Annotated in this window: 24 protein-coding genes; 16 read left to right on the top strand and 8 right to left on the bottom strand. The window is 62.9% G+C overall.

Annotation, left to right across the window (positions count from 1 at the left end):
• Nucleotide 1 precedes the first annotated feature (1 nt).
• The 3 genes from DXY03_RS08740 to DXY03_RS08730 are packed head-to-tail and all read left to right on the top strand — an operon-like array spanning nt 2 to nt 2,499.
• On the top strand, nt 2-1,489 hold the full coding sequence (locus tag DXY03_RS08740; protein ID WP_115010077.1) for a SpoIID/LytB domain-containing protein: 1,488 nt from the start codon (nt 2-4) through the stop codon (nt 1,487-1,489).
• Complete coding sequence (locus tag DXY03_RS08735) at nt 1,449-2,216, top strand: glucosamine-6-phosphate deaminase (RefSeq protein WP_256377246.1); 768 nt, start codon at nt 1,449-1,451, stop codon at nt 2,214-2,216. The genes DXY03_RS08740 and DXY03_RS08735 overlap by 41 nt, the downstream gene beginning before the upstream one ends.
• Before the next feature lie 19 nt (nt 2,217-2,235).
• Nucleotides 2,236-2,499 carry a hypothetical protein gene (locus tag DXY03_RS08730; RefSeq protein WP_114989473.1) on the top strand — a complete coding sequence of 88 codons (264 nt, stop codon included), beginning with the start codon at nt 2,236-2,238 and terminating at the stop codon, nt 2,497-2,499.
• A 30-nt stretch (nt 2,500-2,529) separates the two neighbouring features.
• Here the strand turns inward: DXY03_RS08730 and DXY03_RS08725 are convergent, their stop codons facing one another.
• From DXY03_RS08725 to truB, 3 genes are all read right to left on the bottom strand, one after another.
• The gene (locus DXY03_RS08725) at nt 2,530-2,700 is read right to left on the bottom strand and encodes a Nif11 family protein (protein ID WP_071823080.1); all 171 of its coding nucleotides are present in this window, start codon (nt 2,698-2,700) and stop codon (nt 2,530-2,532) included.
• Nucleotides 2,701-2,805: 105 nt separating this feature from the next.
• On the bottom strand, nt 2,806-3,549 hold the full coding sequence (locus tag DXY03_RS08720) for a YebC/PmpR family DNA-binding transcriptional regulator (protein WP_115010075.1): 744 nt from the start codon (nt 3,547-3,549) through the stop codon (nt 2,806-2,808).
• A gap of 53 nt (nt 3,550-3,602) precedes the next feature.
• Nucleotides 3,603-4,511: a tRNA pseudouridine(55) synthase TruB gene (truB, locus tag DXY03_RS08715; RefSeq protein WP_115010138.1), complete on the bottom strand. Its 909-nt coding sequence runs from the start codon at nt 4,509-4,511 to the stop codon at nt 3,603-3,605.
• A 41-nt stretch (nt 4,512-4,552) separates the two neighbouring features.
• On the opposite strand from truB, the gene DXY03_RS08710 reads away from it, so the two are divergent.
• A complete protein-coding gene (locus DXY03_RS08710; protein WP_115010074.1) occupies nt 4,553-5,305 on the top strand; it encodes a bifunctional 2-polyprenyl-6-hydroxyphenol methylase/3-demethylubiquinol 3-O-methyltransferase UbiG in 753 nt (250 codons plus the stop codon).
• An 82-nt stretch (nt 5,306-5,387) separates the two neighbouring features.
• Here DXY03_RS08710 and rpmA read toward each other — a convergent pair whose 3' ends face one another.
• A complete protein-coding gene (gene rpmA / locus DXY03_RS08705) occupies nt 5,388-5,654 on the bottom strand; it encodes a 50S ribosomal protein L27 (protein WP_114989469.1) in 267 nt (88 codons plus the stop codon).
• A gap of 45 nt (nt 5,655-5,699) precedes the next feature.
• Nucleotides 5,700-6,065 (bottom strand): 50S ribosomal protein L21, encoded by a 366-nt coding sequence (gene rplU / locus DXY03_RS08700; RefSeq protein WP_115010073.1) that lies wholly within the window; start codon nt 6,063-6,065, stop codon nt 5,700-5,702.
• Nucleotides 6,066-6,197: 132 nt separating this feature from the next.
• On the opposite strand from rplU, the gene DXY03_RS08695 reads away from it, so the two are divergent.
• The 3 genes from DXY03_RS08695 (at nt 6,198) to kaiC (ending at nt 9,048) form a co-directional block, all read left to right on the top strand.
• Nucleotides 6,198-7,082 (top strand): circadian clock protein KaiA, encoded by an 885-nt coding sequence (locus DXY03_RS08695; protein WP_115010072.1) that lies wholly within the window; start codon nt 6,198-6,200, stop codon nt 7,080-7,082.
• Nucleotides 7,079-7,444, top strand: coding sequence for a circadian clock protein KaiB (gene kaiB / locus DXY03_RS08690; RefSeq protein WP_114989467.1), 366 nt, complete (start codon nt 7,079-7,081; stop codon nt 7,442-7,444). The genes DXY03_RS08695 and kaiB overlap by 4 nt, the downstream gene beginning before the upstream one ends.
• A 65-nt stretch (nt 7,445-7,509) precedes the next feature.
• Nucleotides 7,510-9,048, top strand: a complete 1,539-nt coding sequence (gene kaiC / locus DXY03_RS08685) for a circadian clock protein KaiC (RefSeq protein WP_011365071.1) — start codon at nt 7,510-7,512, stop codon at nt 9,046-9,048.
• Between the two features lies 1 nt (nt 9,049).
• On the opposite strand, the gene DXY03_RS08680 is transcribed toward kaiC, so the two are convergent.
• Nucleotides 9,050-11,116, bottom strand: a complete 2,067-nt coding sequence (locus DXY03_RS08680) for an ATP-binding protein (protein ID WP_115010071.1) — start codon at nt 11,114-11,116, stop codon at nt 9,050-9,052.
• Nucleotides 11,113-12,420, bottom strand: a complete 1,308-nt coding sequence (gene purD, locus DXY03_RS08675) for a phosphoribosylamine--glycine ligase (protein WP_115010070.1) — start codon at nt 12,418-12,420, stop codon at nt 11,113-11,115. The genes DXY03_RS08680 and purD overlap by 4 nt, the downstream gene beginning before the upstream one ends.
• A 58-nt stretch (nt 12,421-12,478) precedes the next feature.
• On the opposite strand from purD, the gene DXY03_RS08670 reads away from it, so the two are divergent.
• The 9 genes from DXY03_RS08670 (at nt 12,479) to DXY03_RS12485 (ending at nt 20,830) form a co-directional block, all read left to right on the top strand.
• The gene (locus tag DXY03_RS08670) at nt 12,479-13,387 is read left to right on the top strand and encodes a hypothetical protein (protein ID WP_115010069.1); all 909 of its coding nucleotides are present in this window, start codon (nt 12,479-12,481) and stop codon (nt 13,385-13,387) included.
• Nucleotides 13,384-14,136 carry a phosphoribosylaminoimidazolesuccinocarboxamide synthase gene (purC, locus tag DXY03_RS08665; RefSeq protein WP_115010068.1) on the top strand — a complete coding sequence of 251 codons (753 nt, stop codon included), beginning with the start codon at nt 13,384-13,386 and terminating at the stop codon, nt 14,134-14,136. Before DXY03_RS08670 ends, purC begins: the two co-directional genes overlap by 4 nt.
• A 43-nt stretch (nt 14,137-14,179) precedes the next feature.
• Nucleotides 14,180-16,393: an outer membrane protein assembly factor gene (locus DXY03_RS08660; protein ID WP_115010067.1), complete on the top strand. Its 2,214-nt coding sequence runs from the start codon at nt 14,180-14,182 to the stop codon at nt 16,391-16,393.
• Nucleotides 16,393-17,220, top strand: coding sequence for a UDP-3-O-acyl-N-acetylglucosamine deacetylase (gene lpxC / locus DXY03_RS08655; protein WP_115010066.1), 828 nt, complete (start codon nt 16,393-16,395; stop codon nt 17,218-17,220). The genes DXY03_RS08660 and lpxC overlap by 1 nt, the downstream gene beginning before the upstream one ends.
• Nucleotides 17,217-17,672, top strand: coding sequence for a 3-hydroxyacyl-ACP dehydratase FabZ (gene fabZ / locus DXY03_RS08650; RefSeq protein ID WP_115010065.1), 456 nt, complete (start codon nt 17,217-17,219; stop codon nt 17,670-17,672). Before lpxC ends, fabZ begins: the two co-directional genes overlap by 4 nt.
• A 5-nt stretch (nt 17,673-17,677) precedes the next feature.
• On the top strand, nt 17,678-18,502 hold the full coding sequence (gene lpxA / locus DXY03_RS08645; RefSeq protein ID WP_115010064.1) for an acyl-ACP--UDP-N-acetylglucosamine O-acyltransferase: 825 nt from the start codon (nt 17,678-17,680) through the stop codon (nt 18,500-18,502).
• A complete protein-coding gene (lpxB, locus tag DXY03_RS08640) occupies nt 18,502-19,683 on the top strand; it encodes a lipid-A-disaccharide synthase (protein ID WP_115010063.1) in 1,182 nt (393 codons plus the stop codon). The genes lpxA and lpxB overlap by 1 nt, the downstream gene beginning before the upstream one ends.
• Complete coding sequence (gene msrA / locus DXY03_RS08635) at nt 19,680-20,303, top strand: peptide-methionine (S)-S-oxide reductase MsrA (RefSeq protein ID WP_115010062.1); 624 nt, start codon at nt 19,680-19,682, stop codon at nt 20,301-20,303. The genes lpxB and msrA overlap by 4 nt, the downstream gene beginning before the upstream one ends.
• A 347-nt stretch (nt 20,304-20,650) precedes the next feature.
• A complete protein-coding gene (locus DXY03_RS12485; protein WP_206749729.1) occupies nt 20,651-20,830 on the top strand; it encodes a hypothetical protein in 180 nt (59 codons plus the stop codon).
• Between the two features lie 27 nt (nt 20,831-20,857).
• On the opposite strand, the gene DXY03_RS12330 is transcribed toward DXY03_RS12485, so the two are convergent.
• The gene (locus tag DXY03_RS12330) at nt 20,858-21,010 is read right to left on the bottom strand and encodes a hypothetical protein (RefSeq protein ID WP_170950491.1); all 153 of its coding nucleotides are present in this window, start codon (nt 21,008-21,010) and stop codon (nt 20,858-20,860) included.
• Nucleotides 21,011-21,168: the final 158 nt, after the last annotated feature.

The following is a 21,168-nucleotide window of genomic DNA, read 5'->3' as shown; positions in this document are numbered from 1 at the left end:
GATGCTCCTCAGGACTCATGCTGCCATCTGGCTGAACCCAGGAACAGGCGGCACACTGGGGCGCCTGTTGATCTCCAGCGTGCGCCGCGCCTCCGTTGCCGTCGGTCTGGTGCTCGTCGCTGTGATCGCTCCATCACCGGTGGCGCTGGCCCGCGGCCGCGAGCCGCAGATGCGCGTGCTGTTGCTTGAGAACAACCGGGTCAGCCTGCGCTCCGATGGTGCACTGCCGCTGCGGGTGCAGGGACTCCCCGGCGGCGAGCGAAGGCCACAGCGGCTGCAGCTCAGCCTTCAAGGGGCCCGCCTGAGCGCCACTGTGGATGGCCGATCGATGCGGCTGGCCCTCAGCACCCTGGTGACGGTGCAGAACGACGATCCACGGGGCATCTGGTTGGGAGGGCGTCGCTACCGGGGTGTGCTCCGCGTCAGCGGCCGCGGCGGCACCTTGCGGGTGGTCAACAGCCTTGGCGTTGAGACCTACCTCGCCAGTGTTGTCGGCAGCGAAATGCCCCACCGCTGGCCCCTGGCTGCCCTGCAGGCCCAGGCCGTGGCCGCGCGCACCTATGCCTTGAAACAGCGCAGTCGCGGTGGTGCCTGGGATTTGAAGGCCACGGTGGCGAGTCAGGTGTACCGCGGTGTGGAGTCGGAAACGCCGAGCACACGCAAGGCGGTGGCGAGCACCCGTTCGCTGGTGCTCGTGCACGGCGGTCGCCTGATCGATGCCGTCTTCCACAGCAGTTCTGGCGGGGTGACCGAGGCGAGTGGGATGGTCTGGCGCCGCCAGCATCCCTATCTGGTCAGCGTCCCCGATCACGATCAGCACAGCCCGGTGCACCGCTGGGAACAATGGTTTGATTCGGCTGGGCTGCGTCAGCGGCTGCCCGAAACGGGTGGGCTCCAGGACGTTGAGGTGCTGAGTCGTTCCGCCAGCGGACGGGTGCGTGAGGCCCGCTTGCGCGGGCCCCGCGGATCGCTCGTGCTCAGCGGCGGCGAGCTGCGCAAGCGGTTGGGACTCAAAAGCACGCTGGTGAACTTTGAGATGGTGGCGGGGGGGCAGCGTTCTCCCGTGGAGCTTCCGGTGCGGCGGGTGACTGCAACCTCCCGCCCGGGCTCCCGCATTGAGCGGATCACCGCATCGGTGGCCCGCCAGCGGGAAGCACGGCTGCCCCTGTTGGTGGCCCCTCCGCCGGTGCTGGTCAGCAAGACATGGGTGCGTCATTGGTCCGCTGGCGGACTCCAGCTGCTGGTGAAGGGCCAGGGCTATGGCCATGGCGTTGGCATGAGTCAGTGGGGAGCCCATGGTCTGGCGGAGCAGGGGGCTCACTTCCGCTCGATTCTTCGGCACTATTACCGCGGGGCTGAGGTTGTTCCCTACCAGCCGCACCACGACCCATCGCTGGCGCTGAAGCCCCCAACGAAGCCACTCTGGAGAGACATGCCGGTTTCGCCCTTTGGCACGGTTTCCCTGTCGTCTGCAACGCCATTCCAGTGACACGGATCTCTGCGCTGTGCTGGCGGCCCATCTGGAGCGTCATCTGCGCAGTTGGCAGGGGCCTGATCCCCTGAAGCCCTTGGGCCTCGCCACGGGACGCACGATGGAGCCGCTCTATCGCACCCTGGTTGAACGGCTGCTGTCGTGGTCTGCCGATGAGCTGGAGGCCCTGCGGGCCCGATGGTGCAGCTTCAATCTGGACGAATACCTCGGACTTTCGACGGACGATCCCCGGGGCTACAGGGCCTACATGACCCACCACCTCGCTGCACCCCTGGGCTTGCCCGCCTCAGCGGTGCATCTGCCCGACAGCACGGCCGCTGACGGAGCGGTTGCCGCGCGCCGCTATGGCGAGCAGCTCAGCGGCTGCGGGGGCATCGGCCTGCAGCTTCTGGGGCTCGGCAGCAATGGTCATGTGGGTTTCAACGAGCCGCCTTGTCCCCCTGATCAGCACTGCCATGAGGTGGAGCTGACCCCTGCAACCCGGCAGCAGAACGCGGTGCTCTTCGATGGTTGCGTTGAGGCTGTGCCGCAGCGGGCCATCACCCTGGGCCTGTGGGAGATCCTCGAGGCTGCTGAGATTCATCTGGTGGTGACCGGCGCCGCCAAGGCCAGCATCCTCAAGCGGTTGTTGGACTTAACGGAGCCGGATCCTGCGCTGCCCGCCAGCTGGCTGCTGACCCATCCCAATGTCTGGCTCTGGTGCGATGCAGCAGCTTTAGTTTGAACATCCGAGAGCAGCGGCGATGAGCATCGACCCCGTGGAACGGCGCCTTGAGCAGAGCTTTGAGGCGGAACGCTGGACGCGCTTCATTCAGGACTGTCAGGACCTTGAGCAGTTGCGCGAGACGGCCCTGGCGTTGGTGCAGCAGCTGGCCCAGCAGAAGGCGGCCAGTGCCTGGATGGCCACCCGGGCCTCGGAATCGGAAAACGCCAAGTTGGAGATGCTGGCGCGGATGATCCGTCAGCAACCCGATGGCGAGGAGGAGAAGGCGACTGAGTCCCCCTGAGGGGGCCCCAGCCGCCGGCTTGGTCGGGTGTCAGTGTTCCTTTTGCCAGCGGCTCAGGTGTGCTGGCGAGAACTTGTGGCCGTGTTTGGCCCCGACCTTGACCACGCAGGAGTTGTCCTTGCCGCAGCGCTGCACCTCATCGCGGATCGAGTCGTTGCTCTGCACCCGCGACATGAACGTCTCCAGCTGTTTCATGGACATGGCGATCCTTCAGAAGGGATGTCTTCGGCCTAGCGCTGGGGTCGATCGGGGCTCAGGGCCTCAAGCTTTGGTGCGGATTTGCTGACGTCAAACTTTAAGGAGGCGTCAGTCGAGCTCCAGTCCGTCGGCGAGATCGAGGTTGGCGCTGACGCTGCGCACATCGTCGAGCCCGTCGAGGGCATCCAGCAGCTTGAGGCAGCTGCGGGCGGTGTCGGGATCGTTCACAGAGACGCTGGTCTGGGCGGACCAGTGATGGCCCCATTCCCGCACATTCCAGTCAGCCCGTCGCAAGCCGTCCTGAAGGCTCTCTAAGGCCTCAAAGGGGCCGTGCACCATCACTGATTCGTCCAACAGCTCATAGCCATCGGCCTCCAGCTCCAGGAGGCTTTCCAGTAACCGTTCCTCGTCGTCGGGGCCAGCGTTGAGGATCACTTCGCTGCGGTGTTCAAACAGGTAGGCCACGCAGCCGTTTTCCCCCAGATTTCCGCCGTTCTTGCTGAAGGCCAGCCGCAGATCCGCCGCGGTGCGGTTGCGGTTGTCCGTGAGCGCTTCCACCAGCACCGCCATGCCGCCGGGGCCGTAGCCCTCGTAGCGCACCTCCTCGAGTTGGGCTCCATCACCGGCCTGACCTGACCCCTTGGCGATGGCCCGCTCGATGTTGGAGGCGGGCACCCCAGCGGCACGGGCTTTGCTGATGGCCGTCCGCAACTGAAAATTCCCGGCGGGATCGGTCCCAGCACGGGCCGCCACCATGATTTCCCGCCCCAGCCGGGTGAACACCGCACCACGTTTGGCGTCGACGACGGCCTTGGTGCGTTTGATCTGGGACCATTTGCTGTGGCCAGCCATCGCGTCAGGGCAGGGCGGGATGCGCTCGGAGAGTACTGAGCGACCGGTTGGTTTCAGCCTGCTGCATCGAAGACCACCTTGGGTCGCAGCAGACCTTCGCTCTCGCGGTGGCCGATGCCGGCCATGCTTCCATCCGCATTGCACACCACCACCGCCTCTCCAGGCCCTGGATCCATCGCGATGCGTCGGCCGCAGCGCCAGTCGATCTGCTCGGCTTCGCTGAGATCACGCCGGGGCAGGGCCCCCAGGGCCAGCAGCGGCGAGAGGGGATCGGGCGGCACAGCGTCTCGCTCCGGCAGGGGATGGGCCTGATGCGCATGGAACCCCAGGGCTTGGGTCCGGCGCAGGGAGGCCAGACAACCTCCGCAGCCGATGCGGTCCCCCAGATCCCTGGCGATCGAGCGGATGTAGGTGCCGGCGGAACAGTGCACCTCGATGCTGAGCTCCCCCAGGGCCGCATTCCAATCCAACAGCTCCAGCCGGTGCACGGTGACGGCCCGTGGCGGCAGATCCATGGCTTCACCGCGCCGTGCCCTGGCGTGGGCCCGTTCGCCATCCACATGGAGGGCGGAGACTTGCGGAGGACGCTGTTCAATCGCGCCCCGGAACGCCTCCAGGCTGCTGTTGAGCTCGGCTTCGCCAAGGGATGGCCAGGCCTGCTGCTCCAGCAGCTCTCCTTCCAGATCGTCGCTGCTGGTGCGCCGGCCCAGCTGAATCACCCCGGTGTAGGTCTTCTCTCCGGGGAGGTACGGCAGCAATCGGGTCGCCGGCCCTAGGGCAATGGGGAGAACCCCGGTGACGGCAGGATCAAGGGTGCCCCCATGGCCCACGCGCTTGAGGCCGTAGCTGCGGCGCAGGCGGCTGACGCAGGCATGGGAGGTGAGGCCTGCGGGCTTGTCGATCACCACGAAGCCGAAGGGGCCGTTCACCGGGGCTGGAGCGGGGTGACCTGACTGTTGCATTCCGCCGGCTGCGTAGGTTGGCCGCTTCCTGATGCCCATCCATGCCCCAGCTCCGCAGCAGCACGGACGTGGACGTCTCCGCTTTCCTGGCGGATGGTTTGGGCATCAAGCAACACCTCAGTCGCTACCTCGACTTGACGCTGGATCAGCTTGAGCAGCGTCTGCCCAGCAGCACCGACGACCTGGCGGATCTCCATCCCGGTGCGTTCCGGCCGGAGGACGCCACCGCCTTCTATGAGGACACGGTGGGCACGGGACACCTGCTGGAGCTGGCGGCCTGGCACCTCTCCAGTGCGGACTACATCGCCGACACGCTGCGGCTGCAGGGCATGGCGGTGCAGGGCCAGGTGCTGGATTTCGGCGGTGGCATCGGCACCCACGCCCTATCAGCGGCGGCGCTGCCTGAGGTCGATCACGTCTGGTTTGTCGACCTCAATCCCCACAACCAGGCTTTTGTTCAGCAACGGGCGCAAAGCCTGGGGCTGGCTGACAAGCTCTCGGTGCATCGCGACCTCAGCAGCACAGGCGATGTTCGTTTCGATGCGGTGGTCTGCCTCGATGTGCTGGAACACCTGCCGGATCCCTCGGCGCAGTTGCTGGAGTTTCACCAGCGCATGTCCCCCGGGGCCATCGCGCTTCTGAACTGGTACTTCTTCAAAGGGCATCAGGGCGAGTACCCCTTCCATTTCGATGATCCGGCCCTGGTGGATGGGTTCTTCCGCACCCTGCAGGCTCAGTTCCTGGAGGTGTTTCACCCCCTGTTGATCACGGCCCGGCTCTACCGGCGTTCCTGAGGCTGCGGCAACACAAGTTGCCAACAAAAAAGCCCCGGTGCCAGCTGGCATTGGGGCTTTGGATGGACGTTGGCCTTGAAACTCAGACCGCTGCAGTGATGTTGATGCGCTTGCGGTTGCGCAGGCCGCGGCGGATCGATTCGAACTTCACGATGCCGTCGGTGAGGGCAAACAGGGTGTCGTCCTTGCCTTTGCCGACATTGACGCCGGGCAGAACGGAGGTGCCGCGCTGGCGGATCAGGATGGAACCGGCGGTGACGGTTTCGCCGCCGTAGGCCTTCACACCAAGGCGTTTGGCGTTCGAGTCGCGGCCGTTACGGGTTGAGCCTGTGCCTTTTTTATGTGCCATGAGAAGAGATGCTGGTGGGGCGGTTGATGGAGCGAAGGGGAGAGGTCAGCTGATGGCCTTGCCGCCCACGGAGATGGACTCAACCATCACCCGGGTGAGTTCCTGCCGGTGACCATTCTTGCGGCGGGTTTTCTTTTTGGGGCGCATCTTGTAAACGATCACCTTGGGTCCACGGCGATGGGCCATCACCTTCAGGGACACGCTGGCTTCCTTGACGTAGGGCTGGCCGAGGGTGGTGCCCTTGCCGTCCTTCACCAGGAGAACGTTCTCAAGCTTGATGGTGTCATCCACCTCAGCTTGAAGCCGATCGATGTCGTAGTAGCGGTTGGGCTGCAGCCAGATCTGGGTGCCAGACGCCTCAACGATGGCGTAGGTCCCGCTCTGTTCCGCGGCTGGTTTGGTGTCGGCCATAAGGTGAAAAGACGCGTTCAGGCTCGGCGAACCGATTCAGGCCTGAGCCGCAATCGAAAGACAAACAAAGATCTTCGTCTCTGACGCGCCCCATCGTCAAGATTCAGATATCTCGACGCTGCGGATGCCCGGATGGCCAGGCCGGCCCTCACTGTTGCTCTCGTGCTGGCCAGCCCAGCCCTGGTGGAAGCCTGCCGCCCCTGGCTGCCGGCCAACCGTTACGAGTCTGTTGTTCTGACGGTTGATCCTGGGGAGACCCTTGCGGCTGTTCTCGGACCCCGGCAGGACGACTTCGACGCTGTGGTGCTCGAGCAGAGCCTGCTCGATGCTTCAGCCAAGGAGCAACTGCTGGCGGCGGGTCTGCTCTTCCCTGCCGTGATCGTTGGAGAGGTGAAGGGGCAGGTGGATTACCACCCCGAGGAGTTGCATCTGCCCGACGACCAGCTGGCCCAGCTGGGATACAACGTGGATGCGGCCATTTCGCGTTTTCTGCGCCAGGGCCGTGCCGACGGACGCACGGACGACAGCAGCTCCTCCTCCCGCGCCGTCAGCAACCTTTCCGATCGCCTGCAGGAGCGACTCGGCTACCTAGGGGTCTTCTACAAGCGAGATCCATCGCGCTTCCTGGGCAGCCTGCCCCCCGAGGAGCGCCGGGATCTGCTGCTGTCGCTTCAACGCACCTATCGAGACCTGCTGGCGAGTTATTTCAGCGATCCGGCCGCGGCCAATCAGGCCTTGGAAAGCTTCGTCAACACCGCTTTCTTCAGTGATCTGCCGATCACCCGCACCGTTGAGATCCACGTGGATCTCATCGATGAATTCTGGAAACAACTGAGTTTGGAGGGCCACAAACATGACTTTCTTCAGGATTACCGCCTTGCGCTTCTTGATGTGATGGCGCATCTGTGTGAGATGTACCGGCGCTCCATTCCGCCGGACCTTCCTCTGTCGGGCACGGCTTCCAGCCGTGTACGTCGCCCGACGGATCAGCTCGATGCCTCGGAGGAGTCGTCATGAGTCCCCGCAAGACCTACATCCTCAAGCTCTACGTGGCGGGCAACACGCCCAATTCGATGCGGGCGTTGAAAACGCTGCGCAACATCCTTGAGACCGAATTCCGGGGGGTGTATGCCCTCAAGGTGATTGATGTGCTCAAAAATCCGCAACTGGCCGAGGAAGACAAGATCCTGGCAACGCCGACGTTGTCCAAGATTCTTCCCCCGCCGGTGCGCCGCATTATCGGTGACCTCTCCGATCGCGAGCGGGTGCTGATCGGTCTGGATCTGCTTTACGACGAGCTGTCTGATACGTCGCTCAGTTCGAGCTTGATCGATGCGGTCGATGAGGAGACCGACACGACGATTTCTTCAGATCCTTAAGCGACATGGTGCGCTCCAGCACGGTTCATCTCCTGCTCACTACGGTCAAGTCATAGGTGGTTGCCATGCAGTTCCCTCCGACCAGCGGTCAGCCTCAGATGCAGGTTCAAAAGCTCCCGACAGGGATCGAGGGCTTTGATGATGTGTGCCAGGGCGGCCTGCCGATCGGCCGCAGCACGCTGATCAGCGGCACGTCCGGCACCGGCAAGACGGTGTTTTCGCTGCACTTCCTCCATAACGGCATCAAGCAGTTCGACGAACCCGGCATCTTCGTCACCTTTGAGGAATCACCCCTCGACATCCTGCGCAACGCCGCCAGTTTCGGCTGGAACCTGCAGGAGATGGTCGAGCAGGACAAGCTCTTCATCCTCGACGCCTCACCGGATCCGGACGGCCAGGACGTGGCCGGCAGTTTTGATCTCTCCGGTTTGATCGAGCGGATCAACTACGCCATCCGCAAATACAAGGCCAAGCGCGTCGCCATCGACTCAATCACGGCGGTGTTCCAGCAGTACGACGCTGTGTTCGTGGTGCGCCGTGAGATCTTTCGGCTGATTGCGAGGCTCAAGGAAATCGGCGTGACCACGGTGATGACCACCGAACGGATCGACGAGTACGGCCCGATTGCCCGCTACGGCGTTGAGGAATTCGTCTCCGACAACGTGGTGATTCTGCGCAACGTGCTCGAGGGAGAGCGGCGTCGGCGCACCCTGGAGATTCTCAAGCTGCGGGGCACCACCCACATGAAGGGCGAGTTCCCCTTCACCATGGGAACCCACGGCATCAGCATCTTCCCGCTCGGGGCCATGCGCCTCACCCAGCGCTCATCCAACGTTCGGGTCAGCTCCGGCGTGCCGCGCCTGGATGACATGTGCGGCGGAGGTTTCTTCAAGGACTCGATCATCCTGGCCACCGGCGCCACCGGAACGGGCAAGACGATGCTCGTCTCCAAATTCATCGAAGACGCCTGCCGCAACAAGGAACGCGCGATCCTGTTTGCCTATGAGGAATCGAGGGCTCAGCTGCTGCGCAACGGCACCAGCTGGGGCATCGACTTCGAGCAGATGGAGCAGGACGGGCTGCTCAAGATCATTTGCGCCTATCCCGAATCAACGGGCCTTGAGGATCACCTGCAGATCATCAAGACGGAGATCAGCCAGTTCAAACCGTCGCGGATGGCGATCGATTCCCTCTCGGCCCTGGCGCGCGGTGTGAGCCACAACGCCTTCCGTCAGTTCGTTATCGGGGTGACCGGCTACGCCAAGCAGGAGGAGATCGCCGGCTTCTTCACGAACACCTCCGAGGAGTTCATGGGCAGCCATTCGATCACCGATTCCCACATCTCCACGATCACCGACACGATCCTGCTGCTGCAGTACGTGGAGATCCGCGGGGAGATGGCCCGCGCCCTGAACGTGTTCAAGATGCGCGGTTCATGGCACGACAAGGGCATCCGCGAATTTGTGATCACGGGCAATGGCCCTCAGATCAAGGATTCCTTCTCCAACTTTGAGCGGATCATTTCCGGTGTGCCCCATCGGGTCACCACCGATGAGCGCAGCGAGTTGTCGCGAATCGCCCGCGGCGTCTCCACCGAGGACTGATCTAAGGCTCGACGGCCTCGGCGATGGCGTTGCGGCTGCGCCGTTCCGCCTGCAGTTGCAGCTCATCCTTGTCGGCCTCCGCAAGGAGCAGGTCGAACCAGAAGGTGGTGCCCACCTCGGGCTCACTCGCCATCTGAACCTGGGCGCCGTGTTTCTCGAGGATGCCCCGCACGATCGAAAGACCCAGTCCGGTGCCCACTTCTGTGTGAACAGCGTTCTCGACCCGGAAGAAGCGATCGAAGATGCGCTCCTGATCAGCGCTGCTGATGCCGCAGCCCGTGTCGGCAATCTCCACCCTCAGCTTGGGCAGCGGTGAGGTGAGGGCACAGGTGGGTCCATCACTGTTGGTGATCGCCGTTCCCTCCACCGAACAGGCGTCGGGCCAGGGATAGGCCCGCAGCGCCAGGGGGCCGCCGGGACGGCTGAACTTCAGAGCATTGCCCACCAGGTTGTCGAGCACCTGGAGCAGCAGGTCCCAGTTGCCCAGCACCTCGGGCAGTTCTTCGGGAACATCCAGCACCAGTTCCACCTGGCGATCCTCGGCATTCAGCCGGTAGGTGCGCAGGGTCTGCTCCATGGCCGGGCGCATGCTGATCGGTTCGAACTGCAGCGTCCGGCCCGACTCCAGCCGGGAGAGGTCCAGCACATCGTTCACCAGCCGGGTGAGTCGATCGGTTTCGTCGTTGGCGACCCCGAGAAACTCCTTCTGTTCATCGGGGCTGAGCTGATCGCCGAGGTCGTGCAGGGTTTCGACGTAGCTCTTGATGTTGAACAGCGGCGTGCGCAGTTCATGGGAGACGTTGCTGATGAAGCGGCTCTGGGCCGCATTCAGTTCCACCTCGCGGGTGAGGTCTTGGATGGTGACGGCGATGCCCTTGAGGGTTTCACCGCTGGCATCACGCACCGCTTGCAGAACGATGCGCAGGGTGCGGGCCGGTTCCCCCACGCTGCAGCGCAGGTCTTCACTGTCTGCCGCGCCACCGAGCAGGGAATCGAGGGGACTGTGTAGTTCGATGGCCAGCAGTTCCGGCAGTTCCCCCACCAGCTCCTGGCCTTCCAGGCTGCGCCCTTCCCAGCGGAACAGACGCCGTGCCGTGGGATTGGCCAGCACGATGCGGCCGTCGGCATCCAGCAGCATGGCGCCGTCGGCCATGGTGGCGATCAACGACTGCTGCTTCACCTGGGCGGCGGTGAGCTCCTCGATGTTGGCCTCGTCGTAGGCCTCGAGCTGGGAGGCCATGGCGTTGAAGCCGGTGAGCAGTTCCCCCAATTCCCCGCCCACTGGCAGGTCAACCCGGGCACCGAAGTTGCCGGAGGCGACCGAGCGCACCCCCCGCAGCAGTTCCTTCACCGGGCGGGTGATGGTGAGGGCGTTGAACACCGCGCCCAGGATCACCAGCACCCAGATCGAGATGAACACGGCCACGGTCACCTCCCGGGTGAGGGCTGCGCTGGCCAGGGCCGTCTCATTCGGGTTCACCCCAAGGCCGAGAACGCCGTAGTACTGACCCCCGCGGATCAGGGGGACGAACACATCGGTGACGGCACCCTGGGGCGTGAGGTGTTGTCGTACCAGGGGGTTCTGGGGGCGTCGACGCAGCTCCTCGGGCAGCTCCAGTCGTCGGTTGAGACGAAGCTCTCCATCGCCACTGCTGGGGGTTCCGCTGATCGGGATTCCCAGGTAGACGACGCCTTCGGGATCGGCGAAGAAGATGTAGCGGACGCTGCGGCTGGAACGCCAGAACTTTTCGGCCACGTTGGCCAGCTCACGGTCCTGGCCCTGCGCCACCAGCTCAGTGACATTGCCGGCCAGCAGCAGGCCCAGATCCCGGGCATAGCGCGTGTCGTTCATCACGGCATCGCGCTGAATTCCGTTCAGCGCGAAGAAGGTGATGCCCGTCATCATCAGGCTCACCACCAGGGTGGCAATCGCCAGCAGCTTGGTCTGGAGGGTGAATTCCGCCCACCAGGCGGTGATGCGGTCCCAGAGGTTCTGGTCGTCCCCCGGCGGCTTGCCATTGGGGGGAAGCGCCCAATCAGCGATTGCTGCTCCGCTGCCGCTGCTCATCCGCCCGAGCGCACCTGATGGCCGATGTCTTGACGGTAGGTGATTCCGGCGTAATCCAGCTGATTGAGGCCGTTGTAGGCCCCGGCAAAGGCGGCATCGAAGTCATCGCCTTGGGCGACGACGGCCAGCACCCGGCCCCCTGCGGTGAGCAGTTCGCCTGAGCTGTCGCGGCGGGTGCCGGCATGGAACAGCTGATGGTTGGGGCTGGGGGCGAGGTCGATGCGAATCGCATCGCCTTTGCGGGGAGCCTCCGGGTAGCCCTCGGCGGCCGCCACAACGCAGGCACTGCAGCGTTCGGCGATGCTCAGCTGCGGGGCCAGATCAAGGCGTCCCAGGGCACAGGCCTGCAGCACGGCGCCGAGCTCAGGGCCGAGCAGGGGCATCAATGTCTGGCATTCGGGATCGCCGAAGCGACAGTTGAACTCGATCACCTGGGGCCCATCGGCCGTGATCATCAGGCCGGCATAGATCACGCCGCGGTAATCGATGCCCCGTTGGCGCAGGGCCTTCAAGGTGGGCTCGAGCACGATGCGGCGCACCTCCTCGAGGCCCTCGGCATCCAGAAGCGGGGCGGGGGCATAGGCGCCCATGCCGCCGGTGTTGGGTCCGCGATCACCGTCCTTGAGCCGTTTGTGGTCCTGCGCCGGGGGCAACAGCACCATCCGCTCCCCATCGCAGAGGGCGAACACTGACACTTCAGGGCCCTCCATCCGCTCCTCCAGCACCAGCTGGGAGCCGGCGGCACCGAAACGCCCTTCAAAGGCTTCGCGGATGGCGGTTTCCGATTCCTCCACGCTGTCCGCCACCGTGACGCCCTTGCCGGCGGCCAAGCCATCGGCTTTGACCACAAGAGGCCGTTGCACTTCTTGCAACACCGCCAGGGCCTCGGCTTCACTGGTCACCGCCCAGTGGCCAGCGGTGGGGACCCCCGCCTCCTGCATCAGCTGCTTGGCCCAGGCTTTGCTCGCCTCCAGTTGGGCCCCCTCCGCTCCCGGGCCGAACACGGCAAAGCCCGCATCGCGCAGGGCATCGGCAACACCAGCGGCCAGCGGCGCTTCCGGACCCACCACCACCAGGTCGACGCCGTTCTGCTGGCACAGCGCGATCAACCCAGCGCTGTCGGTTTCGCCCACCGCCATGGCGCTGCCTTCCGTGCCGCCGTTGCCAGGGGTGATCCAGACCGTGTCCAGGCCCGGACAACGGCCCAGGGCCCAGGCCAGGGCCTGTTCCCTGCCGCCGCCACCGACGACGAGGGCACGTTGGAGGGCGGGCAGCGTGGTGGGACGGGTGGACGACATGGCCATGGTTGCGGGAGGAATGGTTTGGGCCTCGTAGGTTTTCCTTTGTAGACCGCAGCCCGCCATGGGGACTCCCCTTTTCCCCTTCGCCCTCACCCTTCTGGCTGCTGTCACGGCAGCCCCGGATCCGCAGGTGATGCGCGAGGAACGCTTTCAGAGCGTTCTCGCTGAGATGGATCTGGCCGCGGCGGAGCAGGCTTGTCTCAACCCCCGCATCGCCAACTCCGACGGCCGTCGCCAGGCCTTGCGTGATCGGTTGCTGGAGCTGCATCCGGTGATCGATTCCTTGGAGCTGGTGCTGGCGAATGCCGAAGCCCTGATGAGCTGCGGTGCCCCCGAAGCTGCAGCCGTGGTGCTCAACCGCTACATCCCCCGCGTTGGCGATGAACGGCGTCAGTGGTTGTTGTTGCGCTGGCGTGCTGCTGCAGCGGCCCTGGATCACCGCCAGGCAGCTTTGGCGCTGCGCCGTTTGGTGGATGGCAATCTGAAAGCCCTGGATGCGCCTCTGTTCCCTGGAAAGCCGTTGTCGGATCAGGGCAATGGGCTCGATCAGTTGGCTTTGCATGAAGCGGCTCTGGGCCACAACGCTGTGGCTGTGGAGCTGCAGCTGTTGGGCGATCTGACGGGCGTTCAGGGGGCGAAACGACTGGCGCGGGCGGCGCAATGGCTCGATGCCGATCAGTTCGAGCAGGCCGATCAGCTGCTGGAAACCGCCTTGGACCAAGCCGCGGCAGCGGAGGCCTGGGGACTGGCCATGGACCTGCTGCATCAACAGCTGCACCTGCAGTTGGCGGCTGGGGGCGATGGCGCGCGGCCGCGGCAGCGCATCCAACGGCTGGCCACTGTTCTCAATGACCGTTATGCGCTCCAGAAACTGCAGCCGGAGGCCGAACCCGATCCCCTGCTGCGTTCACCCCGGGATCCCGGAGGCCATGCTGATGTAAGACCATCAGCCGTTGCACCGTCGCCATGACGCCCGATCACGGAGAGCTGCTTTACGAAGGCAAGGCCAAGCGGGTGTTCGCCAGCACGGATCCCGACCGGGTGCTGGTGGAGTTCAAGAACGACGCCACCGCCTTCAATGCCCAGAAGAAAGCCCAGCTGGACGACAAAGGTCGGCTGAACTGCCAGATCTCAGCACGCCTGTTCGAGCTGCTGGAGCGTGAGGGGGTGCCGACCCATTACTGCGGTACGGCCGGGGAGACCTGGATGCTGGTGCGTCGGGTGGAGATCATTCCCCTTGAGGTGGTGCTGCGCAACATCGCCACGGGGTCGCTTTGCCGTCAGACGCCGATCGCGGAGGGCACAGCCATCGAACCCGCCCTGCTGGATCTCTATTACAAGGACGATTCCCTGGGCGATCCGCTGCTCACTGAGGCGCGCGTGCAGCTGCTTGGTGTGGCAGACCCAGCACGACTGTCAGCGATTGAACAATTGGCCCGCCGGGTGAATGCCGTGCTCCTGCCGTTCTTTGAGGGGCTTGATCTGCAACTGGTGGATTTCAAGCTGGAGTTGGGGCTGGCTGCGGACGGAACACTCCTGCTCGCCGATGAGATCAGCCCTGACACCTGCAGGCTCTGGGATCGCCGCAGCAGCAATGCCGAGGACCGGATTTTGGACAAGGACCGTTTCCGCAAGGATCTCGGTGGGGTGATGGAGGCCTACGGGGAGGTCCTTAAACGGGTCCAAGGCAGCTGCCCCAACCCCCGCAACTGCCTGTAAGGTCGGCGCACCTATTTGTGGCTTCGGCCCAGCCTGCGTCTCGATGACCCGCCGTTCGTCCCGCCGCTCCTCGGTTGCTGTTCGTGGCACGGTTCTGGGTCTGATGCTGGGGATCCCCCTGGTGGCTCCACCTGTGATGGCTCAGGAGGCCATGCCTGGGGACCCAGCTGCTGAGGCTGAAGAGGTTGTTGGTGAAGACACCGCTTTTGAAGACACCCTGGTGGAACAGCCCCGGGTGTTGATCTCCGAGGTGCTGATTGAGGGCATCGAGGGCCACCCGGAAGAGGAACGTCTTCAGATCTCCACCTACGACGCCATGCAGGTGCGTCCGGGGATGCGTGTTACCCGCGAGGAGCTGCAGAACGATCTGAATGGCATTCAGGCCACAGGTTGGTTCTCAGATGTGCGGATCGTTCCTCAGAACGGACCGCTCGGGGTTCAAGTGGTTGTGCAGGTGCAGCCCTTCCCTCCGCTGAGTGCCGTGGAGATCAACGGTGATGAGGAGAATCTCCTCTCGGATGATCTGATTGAGGAGACGTTTGCCTCCGATTACGGCCGCACGCTGAACCTCAACGATCTGCAGCAGCGGATGAAGGCCCTGCAGACCTCCGTGGCCGGTCAGGGCTATTCCCTGGCGCGGGTATCAGGACCGCAACGTGTAAGCCCTGACGGTGTGGTCACGCTGAAATTGCGCCAAGGCAATGTGGCGGGCGTCGAGGTCAATTTCATCACTCAGGATGGAGATGACGTCGACGAGAACGGCGTAACTATCCGAGGCAAGACCAAAAAATGGGTGATTACTAGAGAGATTTCTATTCTGCCTGGCGATCCGTTTAACCGTAATCAGCTTGAGCGCGATATCAAACGGTTGTATGGCACTCAATTGTTCAGCGATGTGAAGGTTTCTCTGCGGCCTGTACCGGAGCAGCCTGGTGATGTGGTGATCGTGCTCGGGATTGTCGAGCAGTCCACCGGTCAGCTGTCCGGCGGTATCGGTTACAGCCAGAGCCAGGGACTATTTGGTCAGGTGCAATTGCAAGAGACCAATTTCCTTGGCAGAGCCTGGAATATTGGCAGCAATATTACTTATGGTCAGTACGGTGGTCTGGCCAATCTGCAGTTCTCGGATCCCTGGATCTATGGCGACACGCATCGCACTAGCTTCCGTACTTCGTTGTTTTTAAGTCAGCAGGTTCCTCAGGTTTTCCAAAGCGAAGCCAACGGGTATATCCGAACGGTAGAGGGGTACATTAATAACAGCTCCAATTCTGCGTACCAAACAGGAAAGGCCTACAGCTTCACTGGCAACGGCGGCACAGATAAGGCACCGGACGATGTAAATCTTGCTTCGGCTGCTTTCCCGAATGTCAGCTGGTTTGATTACGAGGGCGACACAGTAGTTCTGCGCAAGACCGGTGGCAGCTTCTCCTTCGCCCGTCCATTGAATGGTGGTGATCCATACAAGGACTCCAAGTGGAATCTTGTGGCCGGTATGTCTTTTGCTGAAGTAAGGCCAATCAACTTCACAGGTGGTTCAAGGCCTTACGGTGTCCCCACCAAACAGCTCAGCGATGGAAATGGTGAGATTGGTAATGATGAGGTTATTTGCATTTCGTATAACTGTGCAGACAGCAACACTTTGATTGGGGCGCGTTTCGCATCCACCTACAACACTCTCAACAACCCTCGCAATCCCACCAGCGGTAACTTCTTTAGTGCAGGCACTGAGCAATTCGTTGGCATCAATAATGACTCGCCCACCTTCAATCGGCTGAGAACTAGCTACACCCAGTTCTTCCCTGTGGACTGGCTGAAGATCCACAAGGGTTGCCGTCCCAAGCCCGGTGAAGACGCCGATTGCCCACAGGCTATCGGTGTGCAACTCAAGGGTGGCCTCATCCTGGGAGAAGCGCCTCCCTACGAGGCATTCTGTATGGGCGGATCTAACTCGATTCGTGGTTGGTATGACTGTGACCTTGCAGTGTCCAAAGCCTTCAGTGAACTCACTATTGAGTACCGCTTCCCGTTGATAAGTATCTTCTCGGGCGAGGTGTTTATGGATGCAGGTACTGATTTCGGTACCCAGGAAAACGTTCCTGGCAAACCCGGTTTGCTGCTGAACAAAGACGGCTCCGGTGTCTCCGTGGGTACCGGTGTGATTGTGACCACTCCGGTTGGTCCAATTCGACTCGAAGTGGCCACGAAAGACTTCACATCCGATTACCGCTTCAATCTTGGCGTGGGCTGGAAGTTCTAGTGACCGATTGGCCTCAGGACTATTCCGCTGCCTGGACAATGGCGGCGGAGACATCACGATCTGGAGTCGGCCTCCACAGTGGGGCTGAGGCCACGGTGGAGCTTCGGCCGACGGATCAGCCGGGGTTTTACATGCGTTTGCCGGGGATGGAACAGCCGATCCAGCTGCGGCCGAATCAGGTGCGCGACAGCCAGCTATGCACAACCTTGGATTTGGGTTCCAGCATGGTCGCTACCGTCGAACATTTGCTGGCCGCCCTGGCCGGTTGTGGGCTCAGCCATGTGGAGATTGGCCTGAACGGCTATGAAGTTCCGCTGCTGGATGGTTCAGCACTGGGGTGGGTGGAGGCGATCGCCAGCGCTGGGTTGGTGCCAGCGGCCACCCCGCGGCTGGCTGCACCGCGGCTCGAGCAACCCCTGCTGCGCACACGCGGCAACAGTGTGATCACTGCCACCCCGTCTGATCGCTTTGGCGTTGTGGGGATTATCGATTTTCCGCAGGCGGCCATCGGGCGACAGCAATTCGCCTTGGAGCTCACGCCACAACGTTTCGTCGATGAGATCGCTCCAGCACGCACCTTTGGTTTCAGGGAGCAGATCGAGCAGCTGCGCGCTGCCGGATTGATCCAGGGCGGAGCCCTGGACAATGCCCTCGTCTGTGACGGTGATCAGTGGATAAATCCACCGCTGCGGTTCGAGGATGAACCAGTGCGCCATAAGCTCTTGGACTTAATCGGCGACCTGGCACTCGTCGGTTTTCCCCAGGCACAGGTTCTTGTGTACAAGGGATCCCATGGTCTTCACACTGATCTCGCAGCCGCTTTGTGACTGAATCCACCACCCCAAACGTCGTGCTCACTAGCGAGCAGATCGCCGGATTGCTCCCGCACCGTTACCCCTTCGCGCTGGTGGATCGGGTCATCGCTCATGAGCCAGGGGTTTCGGCCACGGCCATCAAGAATGTGACCATGAACGAGCCCCAGTTTCAGGGGCATTTCCCCGAGCGTCCTCTGATGCCAGGGGTGCTGATTGTCGAGGCCATGGCGCAGGTGGGTGGTTTGATCGTGACCCAGATGCCCGATCTGCCGAAGGGACTGTTCGTTTTTGCCGGGATTGACGGGGTACGCTTTCGGCGCCCTGTGGTTCCTGGAGACCAACTTGTGATCCGCTGTGCACTGCTCAGCCTCAAGCGCAAACGTTTCGGCAAGGTGAAGGCGGAGGCCACGGTTGACGACGATCTGGTCTGTTCTGGGGAATTGATGTTCTCCCTGGTGGATTGAGCGGGATGTCGCAGCAAACGACGTCACAGCAGATTCACCCCTCGGCGGTGGTGGACCCGAAGGCCGAGCTGGCCTCCGGCGTGGTCATCGGCCCGGGTGCGGTGGTGGGCCCTGAGGTGGTGATCGGTGAGAACACCTGGATCGGTCCCCATGCCGTCTTAGATGGTCGGCTAACCCTGGGGCGTGACAACAAGGTTTATCCAGGCGCCTGCCTTGGTCTTCCGCCGCAGGATCTCAAGTACCGCGGTGCCAACACCGAGGTGTTGATCGGTGATGGAAACACGTTGCGGGAATGCGTGACGATCAACCGCGCCACCGAAGAGGGCGAGGTGACCCGCATCGGTAACGGCAACCTGCTGATGGCCTATTGCCACCTAGGCCACAACTGCGATCTCGGCAACAACATCGTGATGTCCAACGCCATTCAGGTAGCGGGCCACGTGGTGGTCGAAGACCGTGCGGTGATTGGTGGCTGTCTGGGCATTCACCAGTTCGTTCACATCGGTGGGATGGCGATGGTGGGCGGGATGACCCGCGTCGACCGGGATGTTCCCCCTTATTGCCTGGTGGAAGGCCATCCGGGCCGCGTGCGGGGGTTGAACCGCGTGGGGATGCGTCGTAGTGGCCTGGCTGCCAACCACGATGGCGCTGAACTCAAGCAGCTTCAGGAGATCTGGAATTTGTTTTATCGCTCTGACCTGGTGATTGCCGATTCGCTTCAGCAGGCCCGCAGCCAGCCCTTGCTGCCTGCGGCTGAGCACTTCTGCCGGTTCCTTGAAGCCTCCACGGGGCAGGGCCGACGGGGTCCGATGCCAGTGCAGGCCCGCTGATGGTTCGGCTGCTGATAAGCACCGGGGAGGTCTCCGGTGATCTGCAGGGCAGCCTGTTGATTCGCGCCTTGAGCTTGGAGGCTGAACAACGGGGGATTGAGCTGGAGGTGCTGGCTTTGGGAGGTCCGCGAATGGAGGCGGCAGGCGCGGTGTTGATCGCCGACACCGCGCCGATGGGGGCTATCGGCCTGTGGGAGGCCGCTCCGTTGATTCTTCCCACGCTGCGGCTGCAGGCCCGGGTGGATGCGCTTTTGGAAGAACAACCCCTTGATGGGGTGGTGCTGATTGACTATGTCGGAGCCAATGTGCGCCTGGGCACAAAACTGCGGCGGAAGCAGCCCAAGCTGCCGATCACGTATTACATCGCTCCCCAGGAGTGGGCCTGGCGCTTCGGTGATGGCAGCAGCACGCGATTGATCGAATTTACCGACAAGGTTCTGGCGGTCTTCCCTGCTGAGGCCGAGTTTTATAGCGCCCGCGGTGCGGATGTGAGCTGGGTGGGCCATCCCCTCTTGGATAGCTTTCAGAATCTTCCTGATCGCGCTAGCTCCCGCCTTCAATTGGGTCTGGACCCTGACGCCCCAGTGCTTTTGTTGCTGCCTGCCTCACGGACCCAAGAGTTGCGCTACTTGATGCCACCGCTGGCTCAGGCGGCGGCCCTGCTGCAGCAAAGTCATCCTGATCTTCAGGTGCTGCTGCCCGCTGGGCTTGCGGAGTTCGAAGCCCCCCTGGCTGCAGCACTTCAGGAGGCCGGTGTGCGCCACGCCCGGGTGATTCCCGCCTCTGAAGCGGATGGGTTGAAAACCACCTTCTGTGCGGCGGCGGATCTTGCCCTCGGCAAATCCGGCACGGTGAACCTGGAGCTGGCCCTGCAGGGGGTTCCCCAGGTGGTGGGGTACCGCGTGAGCCGACTGACGGCCTGGGTTGCCCGCCACGTGCTGCGCTTCCAGGTGGATCACATCTCGCCGGTGAATCTGTTGCTCAAGCAGCGGTTGGTGCCGGAGCTGCTCCAGGACGAACTCACGGCCGAAGCTTTGGTGGAGAGGGCGCTTCCTCTGCTGACTGACACCCCAGAGCGCCAGGCCATGCTGGAGGGGTATGCACGGCTGCGGACCACCCTGGGTGCTCCTGGGGTCACCGAGCGGGCGGCCAAGGCCATCTTTGATCAGGTGATCGGATGAAACGAACCCTGCTGCTGCTGTTCACCTGCCTGATGCTGCTCAGTTGGCCCCAGCGCGCCATGGCTGAGCTGCAGACGGCGGTCTTTGCCGGTGGCTGTTTCTGGTGCATGGAGCACGACCTGGAACATCTTCCCGGGGTGCGTGATGCCGTGAGCGGCTATAGCGGCGGGCAGCTGGAGCGCCCCACCTACCGGCAGGTGAGCAGTGAGACGACGGGGCATCAGGAAGCGGTGCAGGTGCGCTTTGATCCGGATCAGATCAGCTACGCGGAGCTGCTGCGCAGCTACTGGCGCAATGTGGACCCCCTCGATGGCGGCGGCCAGTTCTGCGACCGCGGTGATGCCTACCGGCCGGTGATCTTCACGGCTGATGACGCCCAGGCTCAGGCGGCTGAGGCCAGTGCGGCGGCGGCGGCCCGTGAGCTCGGACAACCCCGGTCTGCCTTGAAGGTGGAGCTCCGGCAGGCGGCTCGCTTCTGGCCCGCCGAGGGATACCACCAGAACTACGCGGAGAACAACGCCGTCAAATACAACTTCTACCGGTTCAGCTGCGGTCGTGACCGCAGACTCGACAGCGTCTGGGGCGACAACGCTCGCTCCGGTAACGCCTGGGGGAAGTAAAGCTCAGTTCCGATGGGCTTAAGGCCTCAGCCTTCCGACGCCATAGCTGAGCAACAGGCCAACCGCTCCTCCGACGGAACCAGCTGTTAGTTGCATCCGTTGTGTGGAGCTAAGCCGGCCTGCGAACACCAGTGCTGCGGCAACAACGAATAGCAACAGCGCTGTGACCAGCACGACATCCAGGGATCGGTTGTCTGACTTTCCTCTGTCTGACTTTCCTCTCTGTTCTTCACCACCCTGACCACCACCCCGCTTCGCAGGTGGTTTGCCTCCGGTTCGTTCGCATCCAGTTCGCGCTCAATGCGGTTGAGTTCCTGTTCTGCAGGGGATCGGTCCATACCTCAAGGATGGCAGCCTCATTCCTCGGCAGAGCGCCCGCGGATGCGGGCACGGTCGCTCAGCCAGATGATCGCCCGCGTGATCGCCCACGCGAGGGAGACGCCCAACAGGATCGAGAGCAGCGACTCCACAGCACAGCACTTGAGGACACCGGCAGTTGCCGGATGCTCCTCAATATGCCGATCTGATCAAGGAATGCGTGGGGACTGTTGCGATCAGTCGCTTGCTTTGGCGTCCTTGTCCTTCTCTTTTGCTGGCTGTGTCGTGGCCTGAGGCTTGGATGCCGCCTTGCAGGCCAGGGAGGCTTCCAGGCGCTGCAGCTGCGCTTCGCGCAGGGCATCGGAAATGCTGAGAGTGCGGTCAGTCATCGATTGGCGTTCTCGACGGCGGCAGGCTCAGGGCCTTGTGCGATCGAAAGGGGGCCTACGGGTCTGAAGACTGTCGAAACCTAGACGCCCACGGGTCAACGTCCAGGGAGCAAAAGTGCTTACGTCAGTGTCTGGCAACACGTCCGCGGTTCAACGCC

The sequence above is a fragment of the Synechococcus sp. N5 genome, assembly GCF_900473925.1.
GTDB lineage: Bacteria > Cyanobacteriota > Cyanobacteriia > PCC-6307 > Cyanobiaceae > Parasynechococcus.
This window is presented reverse-complemented; position numbering and strand designations above follow the sequence as displayed.